At 40.3% G+C, this 17,261-nt stretch carries 17 protein-coding genes; 14 read left to right on the top strand and 3 right to left on the bottom strand.

Annotated elements, in window-relative coordinates; translation table 11 throughout:
- The first annotated feature begins 199 nt into the window (after window positions 1-199).
- The 7 genes from REC12_RS23830 to REC12_RS23800 all read left to right on the top strand — a co-directional run bounded on the left by REC12_RS23830 (window position 200) and on the right by REC12_RS23800 (window position 6,683).
- Window positions 200-505, top strand: coding sequence for an acyl-CoA dehydrogenase N-terminal domain-containing protein (locus REC12_RS23830; RefSeq protein ID WP_308898512.1), 306 nt, complete (start codon window positions 200-202; stop codon window positions 503-505).
- A 108-nt stretch (window positions 506-613) separates the two neighbouring features.
- Entirely contained in the window at window positions 614-2,017 is a 1,404-nt protein-coding gene (locus REC12_RS23825) for a sigma-54 interaction domain-containing protein (RefSeq protein WP_308898654.1), read from the top strand.
- 783 nt (window positions 2,018-2,800) lie between these two features.
- Window positions 2,801-3,484, top strand: a complete 684-nt coding sequence (locus REC12_RS23820) for a hypothetical protein (protein WP_308898510.1) — start codon at window positions 2,801-2,803, stop codon at window positions 3,482-3,484.
- 309 nt (window positions 3,485-3,793) lie between these two features.
- Window positions 3,794-4,393 (top strand): lipoprotein, encoded by a 600-nt coding sequence (locus tag REC12_RS23815; RefSeq protein ID WP_308898509.1) that lies wholly within the window; start codon window positions 3,794-3,796, stop codon window positions 4,391-4,393.
- 359 nt (window positions 4,394-4,752) lie between these two features.
- The gene (locus REC12_RS23810; protein WP_308898508.1) at window positions 4,753-5,202 is read left to right on the top strand and encodes an immunoglobulin-like domain-containing protein; all 450 of its coding nucleotides are present in this window, start codon (window positions 4,753-4,755) and stop codon (window positions 5,200-5,202) included.
- Between the two features lie 84 nt (window positions 5,203-5,286).
- Entirely contained in the window at window positions 5,287-5,715 is a 429-nt protein-coding gene (locus tag REC12_RS23805; protein ID WP_308898652.1) for an HTH domain-containing protein, read from the top strand.
- Between the two features lie 488 nt (window positions 5,716-6,203).
- The gene (locus REC12_RS23800) at window positions 6,204-6,683 is read left to right on the top strand and encodes a flavodoxin family protein (protein WP_308898506.1); all 480 of its coding nucleotides are present in this window, start codon (window positions 6,204-6,206) and stop codon (window positions 6,681-6,683) included.
- A 183-nt stretch (window positions 6,684-6,866) separates the two neighbouring features.
- On the opposite strand, the gene REC12_RS23795 is transcribed toward REC12_RS23800, so the two are convergent.
- A complete protein-coding gene (locus REC12_RS23795; protein ID WP_308898504.1) occupies window positions 6,867-8,012 on the bottom strand; it encodes a PRK06851 family protein in 1,146 nt (381 codons plus the stop codon).
- 473 nt (window positions 8,013-8,485) lie between these two features.
- Between REC12_RS23795 and REC12_RS23790 the strand changes: the two genes are divergently transcribed.
- The 6 genes from REC12_RS23790 to REC12_RS23760 all read left to right on the top strand — a co-directional run bounded on the left by REC12_RS23790 (window position 8,486) and on the right by REC12_RS23760 (window position 14,041).
- Window positions 8,486-9,427 carry a bifunctional helix-turn-helix transcriptional regulator/GNAT family N-acetyltransferase gene (locus REC12_RS23790; RefSeq protein ID WP_308898503.1) on the top strand — a complete coding sequence of 314 codons (942 nt, stop codon included), beginning with the start codon at window positions 8,486-8,488 and terminating at the stop codon, window positions 9,425-9,427.
- Between the two features lie 529 nt (window positions 9,428-9,956).
- Entirely contained in the window at window positions 9,957-11,132 is a 1,176-nt protein-coding gene (locus tag REC12_RS23785) for a TIGR04053 family radical SAM/SPASM domain-containing protein (protein WP_308898501.1), read from the top strand.
- A gap of 373 nt (window positions 11,133-11,505) precedes the next feature.
- Entirely contained in the window at window positions 11,506-11,715 is a 210-nt protein-coding gene (locus REC12_RS23775; RefSeq protein ID WP_308898499.1) for a DUF1653 domain-containing protein, read from the top strand.
- Between the two features lie 52 nt (window positions 11,716-11,767).
- Window positions 11,768-12,220 (top strand): DUF5071 domain-containing protein, encoded by a 453-nt coding sequence (locus tag REC12_RS23770; protein WP_308898498.1) that lies wholly within the window; start codon window positions 11,768-11,770, stop codon window positions 12,218-12,220.
- Between the two features lie 71 nt (window positions 12,221-12,291).
- A complete protein-coding gene (locus tag REC12_RS23765) occupies window positions 12,292-13,071 on the top strand; it encodes a Fic family protein (protein ID WP_374214247.1) in 780 nt (259 codons plus the stop codon).
- Between the two features lie 121 nt (window positions 13,072-13,192).
- Window positions 13,193-14,041, top strand: coding sequence for an amidohydrolase family protein (locus tag REC12_RS23760; RefSeq protein ID WP_308898497.1), 849 nt, complete (start codon window positions 13,193-13,195; stop codon window positions 14,039-14,041).
- Between the two features lie 328 nt (window positions 14,042-14,369).
- Here REC12_RS23760 and REC12_RS23755 read toward each other — a convergent pair whose 3' ends face one another.
- Window positions 14,370-15,080 carry a nitroreductase family protein gene (locus REC12_RS23755; protein ID WP_308898496.1) on the bottom strand — a complete coding sequence of 237 codons (711 nt, stop codon included), beginning with the start codon at window positions 15,078-15,080 and terminating at the stop codon, window positions 14,370-14,372.
- Window positions 15,081-15,151: 71 nt separating this feature from the next.
- A complete protein-coding gene (locus REC12_RS23750) occupies window positions 15,152-15,922 on the bottom strand; it encodes an SDR family oxidoreductase (RefSeq protein ID WP_308898495.1) in 771 nt (256 codons plus the stop codon).
- A 334-nt stretch (window positions 15,923-16,256) separates the two neighbouring features.
- Between REC12_RS23750 and REC12_RS23745 the strand changes: the two genes are divergently transcribed.
- Window positions 16,257-16,943 carry a TetR/AcrR family transcriptional regulator gene (locus tag REC12_RS23745; RefSeq protein WP_308898494.1) on the top strand — a complete coding sequence of 229 codons (687 nt, stop codon included), beginning with the start codon at window positions 16,257-16,259 and terminating at the stop codon, window positions 16,941-16,943.
- Window positions 16,944-17,261 lie beyond the last annotated feature (318 nt).

Genomic DNA, 17,261 nt, shown 5'->3' with positions numbered 1-17,261 from the left:
CTCGCAAGCTCCCTTTTATTCCCGGCTGCTTGTGACACTCCTGCCGGTAGTACAAGGATTTGCTTGAAAGAGATCCGTATCAATGTTTATTTTCCGCAGCTGCCGTCTTTTACAAGAACCGCGCTCCTGGGCCGCAGATTATTAGCGAAGTCGTGAACTGCTGCTTAGTCATTTTCAGCCTTTGAGCAGAGTGAAAGGAATGAGAGTTAAGATGGAATTCAAATACGATATCCGTGATTTAAAGTTTATTTTAAAAGAATGGCTGCCAACTGAAGAAGTGTTGGCCTGTGACCGTTTTAAAGACTTTTATGGCCTGGGGGATATCGACCAGATTCTTGCGGAGGGCTACAAAATATGCCGTGAGGTAATAAGTCCTATTAATGTAGTGGGCGACAGAAATCCTGCCGTTTTAGAAAACGGAGCCGTAACCTCCCCTCCGGGTTTCAAGGAAGTATTCCAATTTATACAGAAAAATGGCTGGGGTTCAAGCAGTGAGTGCATTTAATTTAGCCGAAATAATATGTAAGGCAGATCTTTCATGTTTAGAATGCCCTGAAGAATCGTTGATAGTCTGCTAGCCGGTGCAGAAGGATATCAGAAAATAGGGGATGAAATAATGATCGGAACTCATGCTATCACAACATCTTACTTTCCTCAATGGGATTGTGACATGTTATTTAAAATCCTGGATAACATTCATGATGTAGTTTTAGTCATAGACTCGAATACAACTATTGTATATGCGAATCAAGCCTATGCCAAAATTTTGGGGGTTCCGGTTGAAAAGGTGTTAGGGCACAAGTTGAAAACAATAGAACCGGGAGCTACAACCATTAAAGTATTGCAAACCGGTGAGCCAAGTAAGGGAAGTTACTATCTTGAGTCTCTGGGAATAAATGTTGTCGGATATACATTCCCCCTGTTCAGTGGCAAGGATATCATTGCCAGTATTTCTATTTTCAAAAACGTAACCGAAGTTGTTGAATTAAACCGGGAACTGCAGCAATCTAAGGGTGTAGCTGATTATTTGAAAGAGCAGTTAGTTCAATGGGAACAGCTTCCACTGTCCTTTAAAGACTATGTAAAGCAAAACAGTCATCTGAAGGAAACTTTGCTGCTGGCGGCAAAGGTGGCACGAACTGACAGTACGGTGCTGATACTTGGCGAGAGCGGTGTGGGGAAGGGAGTCTTAGCCAATGCCGTTCACAATTGCAGCCGGCGTAAAGATAAGCCTATGATCAAAGTCAATTGTGCGGCAATTCCGGAGGAGTTGATCGAGAGTGAATTGTTTGGTTATGAAGAAGGGGCATTTACAGGGGCCAAAAAAGGAGGAAAGCTCGGTAAGTTTGAATTAGCCCACGGCGGCACTATTTTCCTGGATGAAATTGGAGATATGGGGATGACTATGCAGGCAAAGTTGCTGCGCGTGCTGCAAGAAAGGGAATTTGAACGTGTTGGCGGAACCAAAACTGTCAAGGTCGACATTAGGGTGATCGCAGCCACCAATCAAGATTTGGCAAGTATGATTGATAATGGGACATTTCGGCGGGATTTATATTATCGCCTTAATATTGTCCCGCTTAAACTGCCGCCGCTTAGAGAACGCAAGGATGACATCATGACCTTAGCCCGGAAATTTTTAGACCAGTACAGTAAAGTAGTAGGGCATGAGCTTACATTATCACCGCACGTAGTAAGGTTTTTTCGGGAGTACGATTGGCCCGGCAATATCCGGGAATTGCAGAATGTCTTAGAGCACGCAAGTATAGTCTGTAGCAGTATGACTATAGAACTCCATCACTTGCCTGCAAACATGCTGCCGAAACATGACTGCCAGAGAAGAAGTAAAGATAAATATTACGATATAAAAGAGACCATGGGCAGAGTGGAAAAAGAACTTATGTTGTCTGCCTTGGCAACTTGCAATAATAACCGAACTAAAGCTATGAAGGCATTGGGAATTTCCAGGCGTGCTTTTTACATTAAATTGCACCGCTATGGTATTGAAGCTGAATAAGAGAGCTAAGACAGAGAGAGGTCTGGAAACGATTCCAACTAAAACTTGCTGTCTCTACCTTTTAACAAGTTTGAGTGACAGACAGTGCAAAGACCAACCTCTGTTTTCCTTAAAGCTCAATTTCTATACAAGATAGATGAAACTCGTCAATGACTGATCGGATTTAAGGTGAGGTTTAAGCAAATAAACCCAGGAGCTTAATTCATTAAGAGTTTAAAAGCCGCCCCACAGCAAGGGCGGCTTTTAGTCTTTTTCATGTGTTGATATTTCTCTGATTTATGTCTTTTTCATTTCTTCTACAAACAGAATACAATAAAGTTCAGGATATTTTATCAGCTTAGCATCAAGAAATTATTAAGAATTGAAAACAAGTAACCACTTCACGTTACTGGAGTGGTTACTTGTTTGCTAACAGAGGGAGTTTTATCCGCTGACTGATCCGCTCTAAGACTCCCGCTTCGGCAAGCGGTGAGTTAAAAGCGGCTAAGTCCCTGGATAAGGGCGACTAAGATTCAGAGGGAGTTAAAACTTCACCCTAAATCAAGTCTTCTTTATCTAATGTGGGAATATTTGTTTAAATCTTGCAGGAATCGCCATTGAAAAGTAGAAGTGTTACGATACATTCTTATTGCTCCTCATCCTTTTCGCCATGATGACTCAGCCGGTAAAGTCTATTATTGCCAGTGGGACAGCGTATTGCCTGCATCCTGGGATAAATATAGGCCATCTGCAAAGAGCAGAACGTTCAGATGTTTGTGAAAAGTTATTTGAGGTGGTTGGAGGTTGAAAAGAGGTAACTACATAAAAGTAATTTCTGTATCATTCTGTATCCTTATTTTAGCGACATTTGGTTGTTCCTCAGGGAATCAGAAGTTAACCGGCAGTGCTTCTACAGATAATAACTTGGGGAATCAGTCCGAAGTTACGAGTTCAGTAAAAAAGTTGCAGCCTGATCAAACAGGTTCCAGCGGAAATGCAGAAAGTGCCTTAGACATTTCCTCCTTAAAATTAAGCAACAGCAGCTTTGAATTAATTGATGATCTTTTAAATAAGCAGGAAGTAATTACTTACGGAAATACTGACGTTGATGAAATAACCTATGTGAATGAGAAGTATAGCTTTAGCCTTGCGTTTCCGGCCTATTGGCAGGATCAGTATACTGTTGAAGACGTACAGGGTGTTGGTATAAGAATACATCATAAGCCGACATGGCTAAAAAATGGAGAAGGAGTTCTATTTCAAATCACAGTGTTTGATAAATCTATAGATGGCTGGAACGATCAATATGAGGGGTTAAATGCTGCAGTAGGTTTAAAAAAGATTTATGAAGATAACAAAGTAGTCGTTGGACTTTCAACGCCTACCGACGCACAGTATATAACTGATGATAAGATATTATACAGAGGGTATATGCAAATGGAAAATGACGTTACAAAGATAGCTGAAACCTTTAAGAAAATTGATTAGTAGTTGATTTTATTCAGCGACAAGCAAATCTAACGTTGCCAAAAAACAGGTTTCTCGCAGTTAGTAGGATTAGTGGAAGTTAATTTCAATGTCAATTGTTAAACATAATTATTGATTATCTACGAATCAAGGTTTTGCATGTTATGACATATTGAGTAAAACAAAGGTGAAATTGCCGTCGTGTCGAATGATTAATAAAGGAAAAGCGAACAAGTTTGCATTAATTTCATGAGACAGACAATTAAAGATAGTATAAATAAATTTGGCCAAACATAGCGAAGAAATTTTTATTAATCAATGGGGGTAATCGTGAAGAGGTTATTTTATATTTTATTGGTTCTATCAATAATAATAGGACTATTTGGCTGTGCAAGCAAAGGTAACGTAGAGACACATCAGCAGGTTGGTAATTTAAATCAACCTGACAAATCTGAAATAGAATTAGAAAATACGGCTTTAAAAACACAGATAGACGATTTCCATAATCCGAAGGATAATCCCCCAAATATACCCCAAGACTGGAAGATTTATCGATATTTAGAATGCGGATATGAAATTGCATACCCAGAAAATTATGAGCCGAGTATTTCTGGGGGACATAGTGTAGTAGCAAACCCTGAATATGAGGTAAGATTGTCTTTATATTCTAAAGAACAACCATATGTAGACATTGATTCAATAAGAATTGATACATACAAAAGTATAATAAATTTTATTCAGAACAATTTCAAAAATAGAATAGTTATTGATGGAAACATGGTTGTAAATAATGTAAACTGCAATATATATAAATCGGTCGAAGAAAATTATTATTACATATTCCTATCCAATAGTCGGTATATATTTCAGATAAGCTCAGAATCTAAAGAAACGATTGAAAAGGTGAGTAAAACTTTTATGTTTATATAAGGTCGGAAATATTTAGCAATAACTTGGGGCAGGAAACGTCATATTACAGAGAATTTACGCCACTTTGCTATCATCATAATTGTTCTAGTTATTCTTAATTTGTTACAGTGCTTCCCACTTACTGAACCTCCCATTATCCATAAAACCGGAAATTTCCGAATCATAGTCTGAAACATATCGCAGGAGGTACTTATGGTACCAAGAAAACCAGTGATCGGTGGCAAGTACTGCCATTTCAAGATCGACAATTACGGGTTTTTCTGCATTGATGATTGAGAGAGTTAAGACTCTCAATATTAAAGTCAATTGGAATAGTTACAAAAGTCGAGGATAGGCTATGTATTCTGGGAGGGATGAGTATGAGGAGAAGATTAATAATAGCAGCCCTTATTCTCAGCGTTATAGTCTTAGCTGTTGGATGTGAAAATAAGCCAAGTTCAAACGAAGGAACATCGGAACTCTTGGGGGTTTCTATGTTTACTGAAAAGAACCAGTATCCTCCTGATGTCAGTGAGATAAATGTAGTTTGGAAAAATGACAGCAATGAAGTCCTGATGTTTGGTAATCCTTTCACCATTCAGAAGTTGGTCGGCAATGAATGGAAAGCAATCGGAGATCAAGGAGCAGCATTTACTTCTATTGGACATAGGGTAGCCTCTCATTCTGAGGTGAAACACAGCTACAACATCCGACTTTATAGTGATAAGTTGGAGAAAGGGACATATCGCATCGCAACGGATTTTTTAAAAGTTCTGAGTCCTGGTAATTACAATAATTATCAGTTGACCGCAAAGTTTACAGTGGAATAATTTTCAATCCTATTCCACGATTTCCACAACGCCTTCGTTGGAATTTCCGTAGGGAAATTTAAGGAGAACTAATTTTTAGAGGTGATGATATTGCCGGGAAATTGTCAGGCGGTTGGCGAGAAAGAAATAGAAGAAATATTGGATACATTAATGAACGGTTATGGAATGAGCTCTGAATGCCTGTCGAATTTGTTAGGGGTAAAACTTGACGGACATAAGGTTGTAATGCCAACCGGTTTTGCAGAACGTAATTCTTTTATTAGTTTACTGTTGATGTTGGAGAATATTTCAAGCTATGAACCAGATTTTAGATTCAGGGCATTTTTGGAGGTGCTCATCGAAGCTCATAAGATTAGTGTTGATACCATAGCAAAATTTGCAAAAATCCCAAGGCAGGATGTTTGGGATTTTATGAATGATGGCAGCACAGTGCCGATTGAGAAAAAATATAGGCTTGCATCGGTCATTATGATGTTAAGAGTTATATTCAAAGTAGTTGAGCCAAAGATATAATTCCTACTTAGAGGGATAGATGCTTTAAGTAATCCACATAATTCTGAAGCCCATAGTGTAAGTTAGATGGCACTCCTTGGATACCCTAAAGCAAAGGGAACTCATACAGGGGGGAACTCGGTGTTTGATAACAATAAAATTCTTAATGCAATGGAAAAATGCCTAAATGACAGCGAAAAAAGTATTTTCCAGGCTAGACATGGTATAGAATCAGTCCCGATGACATTACAACAGCTGTGTTCCGAGTTCAATATCTCTCGCGATGTTTTAAGATCAATTGAAAGTAAAGTCATACGCTACTTAAAACAAGAAAGAAATTAAAACTATTAATTGTGTCGCCGCCTCTTGATAGTGAGGTAGTTGCTATGAAAGCGGGACTTTCCCAAGCGCCTTTGAGTCAGCTGATAGATGAACGTAAACTCGTATAGATTTTTATTTCCAAACTGTGGGAATAGTGTTAAAATTGTGTTCAAAAGGAGGGGGATTTCATGAAAATAGCTATTGTTTATTTTAGTAAGACCGGTAATACTCAAAGGGTTGCAGATCTTATAGCTGAAGGTGCGAAGAGAATTGAAAAAGTCGATGTCAAAAGTATGTCGATCGAAGAAATCGACAACGAATTCTTGAACGAAGCCAAAGCAGTTATTGTTGGATCGCCGACGATTGCGGGAAGCTTTGCCTCTCAATTAAAGCAATGGTTAGATACAGCTAAAAATGTCGGCGGAAAACTTGGAGCTGTTTTTGCTACGGCAAATTATGTTGGCGGTGGTGCAGAGGTGGCGGAAATCTCAATGATTGCCGAGATGTTGGTAAAAGGTATGCTGGTCTACTCTTCAGGTGTTGCTGAGGGACAGCCTTTCATTCATTATGGAGCTGTGTGTATTAAAGATGGGGATGATGGACAAAAAGAGCGGGCAAAAATATTTGGGGAAAGGATCGCCAGAAAAGCCGCAGAATTGTTTAACTAACACTAAAGGCTATGTGTGCCACCCCGCTTTAAGTTATTCAAAGGGTAATGATTCTACAAAATGGTTTCTTTAGTTGGGGAACATCTTCTTGAAGAACTTGGAAAGTATCTTGAAATTATCAGGAATACTAATGAAATGTAGCAAAGACCACAAGGCCCAAAACCTTGTGGTCTTTGCAATAGATCAGGTCTTATCAGGCAATGCTGTTCCCGCTGCGCTCACGGCAATATCCAGATCACTCATATTGAGGATGCGGGCTTCGATTTCCTGGCGTTTTTTCTCGATGGCGGGGAAGTCCATAGCGGCAACATAATAGGTCTCCAACAAATCATGGGTTGCTTTAGCCCGGCTGGAGTTCTTAATTGCCCGCTCAATATTTTTATTCACCCGTTCGCGGCAATCTTCAATATCGCCGGCAAAATCAGCAAGGCCAATCATGTTGACACTCTGATCAAAATCCAGGGTGATCTGTTGGCCGGAAAACTTCGGCGTATATTCGTAGGGCGCGGAAACCACACTCATAGCCAGGTGCAGTTCGGGTATGATAATCAGATCCAGCTTAGCCGGTTCAAGGATATTGTGATAATACTCGACGTTTAAGCCATAAGCACTGGCCCTTTCGGCAACATGGCTTAAGAAAGTCGACTTCCCGGTGCCCGGCTGCCCTTCCAGGGTATAGAGAGTGGTGATATCCTTCAGCAAAGTGTCAATATATTGAACTTTGCCTTGAGGGGTATGGGACCAGGCAAAAAGATGGCGTCCTTTGCCATTCCCGCCTTTGCCCTCTGTGAATAGCTTCTTTTCAATATTTAGAGTTATCTGGTTGATAACCTGCCAATTTTGGAACTCCTTCACGTAGAACTCCCACTCTTCCAAGGCTATTTGGGCCTCTCTTAAGGCCAAATAAGCAGCTTGGAAATAACGGCCGATCTGATAATTGCAGCGCATAATCTGCGGTTTTGCTTTTTGAATCACGCTTTCGTCCCAATATTCCCCCAGGTTAATGATTTCATCCACTGCTCCGGGATTCTTCGGATCAACAATATGCGGGGCGGTGCCGTCCATGAGGGCAATTCTTAAGGAGGGAATGACTAAGCCGTCGATGGAATTGTTGTCGGAGGAACAACAATGGTATTCAAGGTCATAACCCATTTTTAACATAGATTCAGCAATTTTTTTCATGAAGGTCGATTTACCTACCCCGGGACCACCTTTGATTACAAAAATATGTAGGGCATCCGGCTCGATAATGTAATTGTAGTAGGAGTAAAAGCCTTGGGAGGTTACAGCACCCGGAAACATCTTCCTGACAAACGGTTTGGCCATCATTGCGTCGCTTCCTTTCTACTTAAAACGTAGTCCTTTTTACTTAGCCAATTTATGCAAGAAAGTGACAGAATGTTCTTTAGCTCAATGCAAAAGAACCGGCTGGATTGCCAAGGCAGGAAACCGACAGATGTCATGAGAACGGAGCTTCTTATTGGGGAACAGGAGCGATAGCGATGTAACGCAGCACGGGCGCGAAGTGCTCATATATCGGGCCAAGTTGGCCCGATACGGCATGGGTTTGGGGCTGGCCCCAACAAGCAGATTTTTTGTGTTTTGGCCGCAGGGCAAAGTGCAAAAAATACGCAAGTGTGTTGACACTTGCCCTGCTTGCCGTTTTTCTTTTCCTTCGTTTTCTCCATCTTTAAAGGTATCATGGCTTCCTAAAGTTTGTGCCATTTATATGACTTTGTCATATAATATAATTGACTGAGGCAATAAAATTCGATATTATACTTCTAAGGGAGGTTTGCGATATGAACAGTAAACTAAAAAAAGAAGTAGGTATCATCAGGAGCTTTAACCGTTACTATACGAATGTGCTGGGATTACTTGACCAACATATTCTGGAAAGTGATTTTACTCTATCAGAGGTAAGGGTGCTTCACGAGATTGAAAAGACGGAGGATTGCACATCTAAAAAACTTGCGGAGATTCTTTGTATGGATTCGGGATATTTGAGCCGAATCCTTAAACAATTTCAGAAATATGGGTTGATAGAGAAAAGGCAGTCTCCGGAAGATGGTCGTTCACAATTCCTTTACCTAACCCAAAACGGCCAAGAAAAAATGGATGCGTTAAACACACGTTCGGATGAACAGATTTATAATTTAATTCAGCCGTTATCAGAAGAAAGTCAAGCCAAACTGGTACTCAATATGGCATCTATTGAAAATGTGCTGACCGAAGGCAAGAATATAAAGCCCGAAGACATAACCATCCGCCATACTATCAAACCGGGTGATGCGGGTTATATCACCTATATGCACGGCTGGATTTATAAGCATGAATATAACTATACAACCGCTTTTGAAGGGTACGTTGCACAGTCTTTTTTTGAATTCCTGCTCAACTATAATGCCAACAGAGACAGGCTGTGGATTGCAGAACATAATTGTGAGATCATCGGTTGCATAGGGATTGTAGGCCGTGGTGACAGAGCCCAACTGCGGTGGTTTCTTCTGCATCCGAATTACCGAGGCCTTGGTCTGGGCAAACGGTTATTGAATGAATCCTTGGACTTCTGTCGGGAAAAGGGATACAAAGCGGTCTACCTTGATACTACTCAAGATTTGGAAAAAGCGATTGGCATGTACACCAAAGCCGGTTTTGGCAAGGTGGGAGAAAAAGAAAATCATACATGGGCGGACCATCTAATGGAACTGGAATTCGAGATAAAATTAGAAAAACCTGAATAAGTGGATATTTTACAAAGGAATGGAGCCGCTCGGGGTGGGTAGAAGGAGACATATATGCTGTTGGGAAAAAAGCTGTTTATTATATCTGTAACGATGAAAGACGCCAAGGACTTTGTCTCTTGTGTCGTATGAGACATCCTAAACGAGAAAAATTTCATGGTTCCGGCAGAAATCATTTTTGATGGCCGGGACGTGATAATGTATAAGGACGAGCATGGCCTTACCTTTAAGCAGCGAATACGGTCTAAGAATGCAAAGCTTAAGATCGGTAGAGGTAGAAAATGTCTTTGAAGATATAAAGGGTAATTTTGGTGTACGACGATTTATCCTGAAGGGATCAGATAAGGCAAACTAGAGTGGGGACTATATTGTATGGCCCATAATATGAGAAAACTGGCGAGAAACAGGCTGTTTTGGATTCAACTGAAAGTTTTGTTGGACAATAGCGAAAAGTCCAATCAATGGACTTTCGCCAGATTTTTGTGTAAAATCTTTATTTAGAAAACTAAAATGGATTGAGTGATTTGAGATGGAAAATAAAATGAAAATGGGTGGACATCCGCACGGTAAAGGTGGTCATCCAGGTGGGCACCCAGGAATGAATGTTGACTACGATAGGAACCCGTTCATCGTAATCTGGGAAACTACTCGTGCATGTGGGCTTAAGTGCCAACACTGTCGTGCAGATGCGCAACCTGATCCGCATCCAGAGGAGTTAACGCACGAGCAAGGTATCGCGCTAATTGATGAAATCTACGAAATGGACAACCCGATGCTAGTTTTCACTGGTGGGGACTGCATGCTTCGCAAAGACCTTTTTGAATTAGCAGACTACGCTATTAAAAAAGGAATGCGTGTTTCGATGAGCCCAAGTGCTACTGTTGAAGTAACAAAAGAGCGCATGGACATGGCGAAAGAAGTTGGGATTTCTCGTTGGAGTTTCTCAATTGACGGTGCAGATGCTAAGACGCACGATGCTTTCCGTGGAATCGATGGAACTTTTGATTTAACAATCGAGAAACTTAAGTATTTAAATGAAATTGGTATTTCTCATCAAATCAATACTTGCATTAACAAAGCAAACTTACACCAACTTGAGCAAATGGCGGAATTGATGAAAGAGTTGAAGACTTCGGTTTGGTACATTTTGATGCTGATTCCAACTGGACGTGCTTCAATGGATGATTGCATAACAGCTGCTGAGCACGAAGAAGTATTCAAGTGGCTTTACGAGTTAAGTAAAGTTGCGCCTTATGATATAAAAACAACTGCTGGTCAGCACTATCGTCGTGTTGTATTCCAACAACGTGCTAAGGAAAACGGTACTACAAGTGGGGAAATCACTTTCGAAGGTACTAAGACACGTGACATGGCTCAGTTCATTGACGGTCTGGCAAGGGCACCAAAAGCAGTTAACGATGGAAATGGTTTCATCTTCGTATCACACACTGGTGACGTTATGCCAAGTGGATTTTTACCATTAGTAGTTGGTAATGTTAAAGAAAATAGACTGCGCGACATCTACCGCGAAAGCCCTATTTTAAAAGACTTGCGTTCACCAGATAAATACGAAGGTAAATGTGGTATTTGTGAGTACAACAAAGTTTGTGGGGGATCAAGAGCACGTGCGTACGGCGCAACTGGAAACTATATGGCATCAGAGCCATTCTGCGTATATATTCCAGAGAAGATGAGAAAGAAATAGAAATAGAATTATATTGTGAACGCCTGCGATTTTCGCGGGCGTTCTTTGTGCCCCCCTTACCAGCGCCCAGTGGTCAGAATCTAACCACGGTGGAATGTAAATTGCTTAAACCTTTAACGATTATATGCTTTTCCCAATACGGGAAAGCTCGTAATTAGCTGCCACATGGAATTTTCGAGTTTATGCTAACAGCCTTTTTGTTGAAAATCACCATAATAGCATACATGATTGCCGATAATATCCCGCAAATCAATCCCCAAGAAGTTCTTCCCTGTGACAAGGCTTGCCCGTTTACACAAACCATTCCGATTATTACAGCAAAAACCCAGGTAGTTTGGCGCTTGTCATCTTTTATATATCGCAGGAGGTACTTATGAAACCAAGAAAACCAGTAATCGGCGGCAAGTACCGCCATTCCAAGAATAAAATTTACCAACTACTGGCGGTTGCCACTCACAACGAAACTGCGGAAAAATATATTGTTTATCAGGCGCTGTATGACGATTTCAGGGTATATATCCGTCCCTACGACATGCTTTTGAGCGAAGTAGACCATTTTACATTTCCACTGGTATACATATAAGGCTATGGGGATATTAAGTATATCAAAACAATTTCAGAGCGGGGCATAGGGAATGGATAATATTTTTAACATAATACGTGATTTGGATTGGAGTAAGCCAGAAGATGTTCAGAAGAAGGCTATGGAACAATTGCAAGAAATAGATGATAGGGATATCATTTATTTAGCTCAACAGAATGAACTTAATTATAAATATTGCTGGCATAATGCGGCGTTAGTTTTGAAAGCAATTGGCTATCCACGCATTAAGCCAGTCCTGTCCTATCTTATGGAATGGTTCCAAGATGTTAATTGGCCTGGGGTTAGAACAATCGTTGAAATATTTCGGGCTATAAGCCCAACTGACCTTCTTTCTTCTATTGAGGATGCCTCAAAGCGTTCAATTAAAGAAAATGATGATTTTTGGGCATTTGGTTTAGTAAGCTTAATCAAAGATTTAGAACTGGAACATTTAATAAATAAGGATCTCTATAATCAGTTACTACAATTGTCAGAGTATGAATAGATCATTTTTATTGCTGGTGTATGATCTATATATTTACAACCGTATTATTGGTATAATATGGTTGTGGTTTTGTGAAAAACACGTTTAGAAACGAGGGATGTGTGATACTTAATTTTGTTAAGTTTGATGAAATGTTACGGGAGTTAAATTCATATCGGCCTCTTACCGAAGGTGAACTCCTAAGATTAAGGGAAGAGTTTTTAATTAATTTTACATATAACTCGAATGCTATAGAGGGAAATACTTTAACATTACAGGAAACAGCTCTTATTCTAAAAGAAGGAATTACTATCGACAGAAAACCTCTTAAGGACCATCTAGAAGCGGTAGGCCATAAAGAAGCATGGTTATATGTAGAGGAATTAGTCAAAAATAAGGTTCAAATATCGGAAAAAGTTATTAAAGAAATCCAGAGCCTGGTCCTAATGGACAGACGAGAAGACAGGGGAGTATACAGACGAGTTCCGGTAACCATTATGGGTGCTGCTTATACTCCACCGCAACCTTATCTTGTACCTTCATTAATGGAACAACTCGTTAAAAAATATCAGGAGATGATAGCTCTTCACATTATTGAACGAATATCAAACTTTCATCTGGCATTTGAAACTATCCATCCGTTTCTTGATGGCAACGGAAGGACAGGTCGATTATTGCTTAACCTTGAGCTTATGAAAGAAGGTTATCCTCCAATTAATATTAAATTCGCTGATCGCAGGCGATATTATGAGGCCTTTATAAGTTATTCAAAGGGTAATGATTCGACAGAAATGGTGTCCTTAATCGGGGAATATCTTCTTGAAGAACTTAGAAAGTATCTTGAAATTATCAGGAACGCTAATGAAATATAACAATTGAACACGGCCTTAGCTGATGCGTTAGCGAAATTTAAACAGGAACAATAACAAAATGAGATATAATGAAGGAAATAAATTTGAAATTGATAGGATACCAAATACGGAGGATGTTATTTTGAAAATCATTGACGCGCATTTGCATTTTTCATGTCGCCCTGGATTTAATGAAACGGCCAAACATATATCACAAGTGGAATATAGTGCTCAAGGGCTAAGACAAGAGTTTGAACAAGCCGGTGTTGTCGCTGGAATCATCATGTCAACGCCCAGCCGGGAGCCCAACCAACCTTCGGGGAGTCCGGAAGAATTTGTTTTGGAAGATGGGACTGTAGAAGGTTTACTTTCTTGTGTAGGGGTCAATCCTGAAAGGCTAAAGGAAGATCACAAAGAACTTGATTATATTGAAGGAGAACTTAAAAAAGGGGGGGTGACAGGGATTAAACTCTATCCCGGTTATTTTCCCTATTACGTGTACGATTCGATTTATGATCCCATCTATGAGCTTGCTCGCAAATACCAGGTTCCTGTGGCGATTCATTGTGGGGATACACAATCCCCAAAAGGGCTTTTAAAATATTCCCATCCATTAACGATTGATGAGTTAGCTGTAAAACAAGAGGACATTACGTTTGTGATCTGTCATATGGGCGTCCCGTGGATGATTGATGCAGCAGAGGTCACCGCCAAGAATCATAATGTTTACGCAGACTTATCCGGACTCATTGCAGGGAATAAAGAGCACGTGATGAAAATCAAAGATAAAAGGCTTTACGTCGAGTATATTCAACAAGCCTTAGTCATATCGAATTGCTATAATAAAGTTCTTTTTGGAACGGATTGGCCACTTGTACCGATTAAACCTTATGTGGAATTTATCAAGCATGTCATACCGGAAGAGTACCACGAAGCTGTATTTTATCAAAATGTGCTTACGGTTTATCCCAAACTAAATGGAATTTTGTAAGATCTGCATAGCCAACAACCTTGTAAGCCGAGAAACCTATATCATTATTGGTTAAAAGACTCTTAACTCAATTTGGAGAAATTCAAGCCTTACCAAGCAACTCGCTTTGCTTGGGGGTTCAGTGGGGGTTAACTGCATCCGGGCTACGCCCGGCACGAATGGAAAGCGGAATACGTGGCCTGAACGGAATGCGGAATACATGTACTCCCACTGAGTTGGATGCCAAACTGCCGAATTCATCTTTCGCTTCTACAAGCGGGAGACTGATTCGGTTTTAAAGTTAAATTCATAAACATCGGCGGAGTGACGTCGGGCATCATGACATTACCTATACTTTTTTGCTCTCATTATTATTCCCAAAGTGATTATAATGAGTATAGTCTTCTAGATCACGACGTACACGTAAATAATTTCCCTTAGTTGAAACAGGATAGCCCAAACGGCACGAATAGGCACGCTCAAAATATTCAGGGATACCCAGGATGCCTTTTATCTGCTTTTCATAATCATCGCTATAACCCACGGCACTGACTATCTGCAGACCTATTCCCAGAGAATGCGCCATAAGCCACATATTTTCCATAACACAACCAAGGCTAATTTTACCCAGAAAATCTCCTTCTGAGCCAGGAGCCCGTTTACGAGGATCATACATTACAATTAAAAGCACGCTGGTTGCGGTTATAGATTTTCTCAAATACTCATATAAAGGGTCTTTACCGTGTTCTGTTATGGCACTAGGCATACTATTCAAAATCCCGGACTTTCTGCTTTGCAGTTCTTCTTCAGAAGCAGACACATAGTTATTGTTTTCTTCAATAGCACTTTTTGGTCTGGTTATCTTGACATTTCCAATTGCCTCAAGAATCTTCGGATCATCAACTACAACTATTTCAAAATTTTGCATATTGTGGGCAGTAGGTGCCCAGCCTCCGGCTTCGAGAATCTTATTGAGGTCTTCTTTTGATATGGACCTGTTTGTGTCAAACAGACCTCTTGACGACTGCCTTGTCTTGATTAAACTTAATAAGTCTTCCATAATTTTACCTCCCTAGTAATTTTAACATCGACTAGAAGTCCCCGCCTCTAAGGTGGTGGATCGGAATAATCCTATTTTCTATTAGAAAACTGATCTGCAAACATTTTATCCAGATCGGCTCTGGACGCATTTTTCCAGTCATTGGTATAGTCGTAGCCTATTTCATAATTATTTTCTTCCATTCCTTTTAAAACTGCTGCTGCATATTCAGCAGGAGACGGGGTTGTAAAGTTCGGATTTTCTCTTCTGAATTTTATTCTCCCTTCCAAGTTTAATTCTGTATCCAAAATTCCCGGCGCTATCGCTTCAAAAACCCTGATGCCCATTTGTGCAAGCTGCTGCCTGATAATAACTGAGAACATGTGCATGCCGGCTTTAGTCGCGCTGTAAACCGGCTGATTTGCTGCAGGGAAAAAGCCCGAACCCGCTGTTACATTTACTATTGCTGCTTCATTTTTACCGGATAATAAAGGGATAAACAGGGCAGAAAGGAAAATTGGCCCTTCCTGGTTTATCCTTATTTCGTTTTCTCCGCTGAATAATTCTTCCGTGCCTTTGGTGAAATCAATATTTCTTTGAATGCCGGCATTGTTTATCAGAACGTTTACATCGGGAAAGTTGGCTTTAATCCATTCATAAAGTTCTTTTCTGCTTAATTCGTCGGCGACATCACAAACCTTAATACTTAAATCCGGATGTTTTTTCTGCGCTTCCAGAAGCTTCTGTTCTCTTCGCCCACAGATGATGACTTTATTGCCCTTATCCAGAAATTCTTCCGCCAGGGCAAACCCTATACCTGTTGCACCACCGGTAATCAGTACCGTATTTCCGCTTAATTTCACAGTTAGAACCCCTCCATTCAGTTGTTTTATATCAAAGCTCCAAACGCCTGGTACTCGTCCACGTCTATGCTTTGAATATTTATTAAAATGAGTGAAATCTTCCAGTGTTTCTGATATCTTCACTACTTCTCTTTTCTGTATTATGTAGTAATTCAGTAGTTATACGTTATAATATTACATAACTAATAATTCAGAAGTTATACGCTATAATATTACATAACTAGTAATTCAGCAGTTATGCATTATAATGTTACATAACTAATTATAGCCAGGGATACGTGGCAAACAAGTATCAAATTTGGAAATCTGTTGCATATGCAACAAAAGGAGGAATATGATGCAGACTGATTTAAGGATTAAGCGCACGAAGGCCGATCTGCGAGAGGCTCTGATCGACCTGATCTCCGAGAAGGGTTTTGATGCGGTCACGGTAGGAGATATAGCTGAGCGGGCGATGATTAACCGGGCCACCTTCTACCGGCACTACCACGACAAATATGAACTGGTCACCAGCATTTTTCAGGAGTCTGTTGATAAGCTGCTTAGCGAGCTGGGACACCCACCAGATGACATGGATGCAATCTACCAATGGCATAACGAGATTTTTGCTGAATCGTACCTAGAGAATCCCAACTCGGTTAGTCCCAAGGTGCAGTCCGCAATCGAGGCCTGGATCAAATTTTTTGAACACTTTGCCAAATATGCCCGACTTTACCAGGCAATGCTAGGTCGGCGCGGCAGCGCCTGGTTCACCGCACAGCTGATCGATTACCTAAAGAATAGCTTCTATAAAAACATCAAGGTTAAAAAAAAGTTGCCGCTTCAAAGATCAGACAACGATATGCCTCTTGATGTCGGGCTAGCATGCTTAGCTTCTTGGCCGGTAAGTGTCCTGACGTGGTGGTTGGAAAACGGAATGGAGTATTCTCCAAGACAGATGGCGGTCTGGACTCTATGTGGCACATACCGAGGAATCCATCGTGCCATGGGGGTTAACTTGACATCATCTAAGGATAAATAAATGAACTTTCCCATCCTCTTAAAGGAGATGGGAAAGTTCATTTATTAGTTAATTTATGTGTAGGCAAATACCAGACGTGGGGAAACTGCTTGAAATTAAAGGTGTGGGACTTAATTTACATGAATTCAATCTGGTTTTGGTTTTTTCTTAGGTTATTTCTGTTATCTTGAGAGGAAATGTAGAAAAAATGTGGAATGTATCGTAAAGAAACGAATTATTTATAAGGCTTAGAAAGCCATCTAAAGGTGCAGTGCTGGTACTTTTGGAGTATCTGACTCCTATAAAAATATATTAATAATACATAGCCCACCTGTCTTT

Source organism: Candidatus Desulfosporosinus nitrosoreducens, from assembly GCF_030954495.1.
In the GTDB taxonomy this organism is placed as follows: Bacteria; Bacillota; Desulfitobacteriia; order Desulfitobacteriales; family Desulfitobacteriaceae; genus Desulfosporosinus; species Desulfosporosinus nitrosoreducens.
Note: the sequence above shows the minus strand (reverse complement) of the source record. Positions and strands in the feature narration are given on the sequence as shown.

Bases quoted from the DNA above. Each gene is read 5' to 3' on its own strand.
- REC12_RS23810 (WP_308898508.1), top strand. From the start codon at position 4,753: ATGAGGAGAAGATTAATAATAGCAGCCCTTATTCTCAGCGTTATAGTC.
- REC12_RS23775 (WP_308898499.1), top strand. From the start codon at position 11,506: ATGAAACCAAGAAAACCAGTAATCGGCGGCAAGTACCGCCATTCCAAG.
- REC12_RS23755 (WP_308898496.1), bottom strand. From the start codon at position 15,080: ATGGAAGACTTATTAAGTTTAATCAAGACAAGGCAGTCGTCAAGAGGT.
- REC12_RS23790 (WP_308898503.1), top strand. From the start codon at position 8,486: ATGAACAGTAAACTAAAAAAAGAAGTAGGTATCATCAGGAGCTTTAAC.
- REC12_RS23830 (WP_308898512.1), top strand. From the start codon at position 200: ATGAGAGTTAAGATGGAATTCAAATACGATATCCGTGATTTAAAGTTT.
- REC12_RS23800 (WP_308898506.1), top strand. From the start codon at position 6,204: ATGAAAATAGCTATTGTTTATTTTAGTAAGACCGGTAATACTCAAAGG.
- REC12_RS23805 (WP_308898652.1), top strand. From the start codon at position 5,287: ATGATATTGCCGGGAAATTGTCAGGCGGTTGGCGAGAAAGAAATAGAA.
- REC12_RS23745 (WP_308898494.1), top strand. From the start codon at position 16,257: ATGATGCAGACTGATTTAAGGATTAAGCGCACGAAGGCCGATCTGCGA.
- REC12_RS23795 (WP_308898504.1), bottom strand. From the start codon at position 8,012: ATGATGGCCAAACCGTTTGTCAGGAAGATGTTTCCGGGTGCTGTAACC.
- REC12_RS23785 (WP_308898501.1), top strand. From the start codon at position 9,957: ATGGAAAATAAAATGAAAATGGGTGGACATCCGCACGGTAAAGGTGGT.
- REC12_RS23770 (WP_308898498.1), top strand. From the start codon at position 11,768: ATGGATAATATTTTTAACATAATACGTGATTTGGATTGGAGTAAGCCA.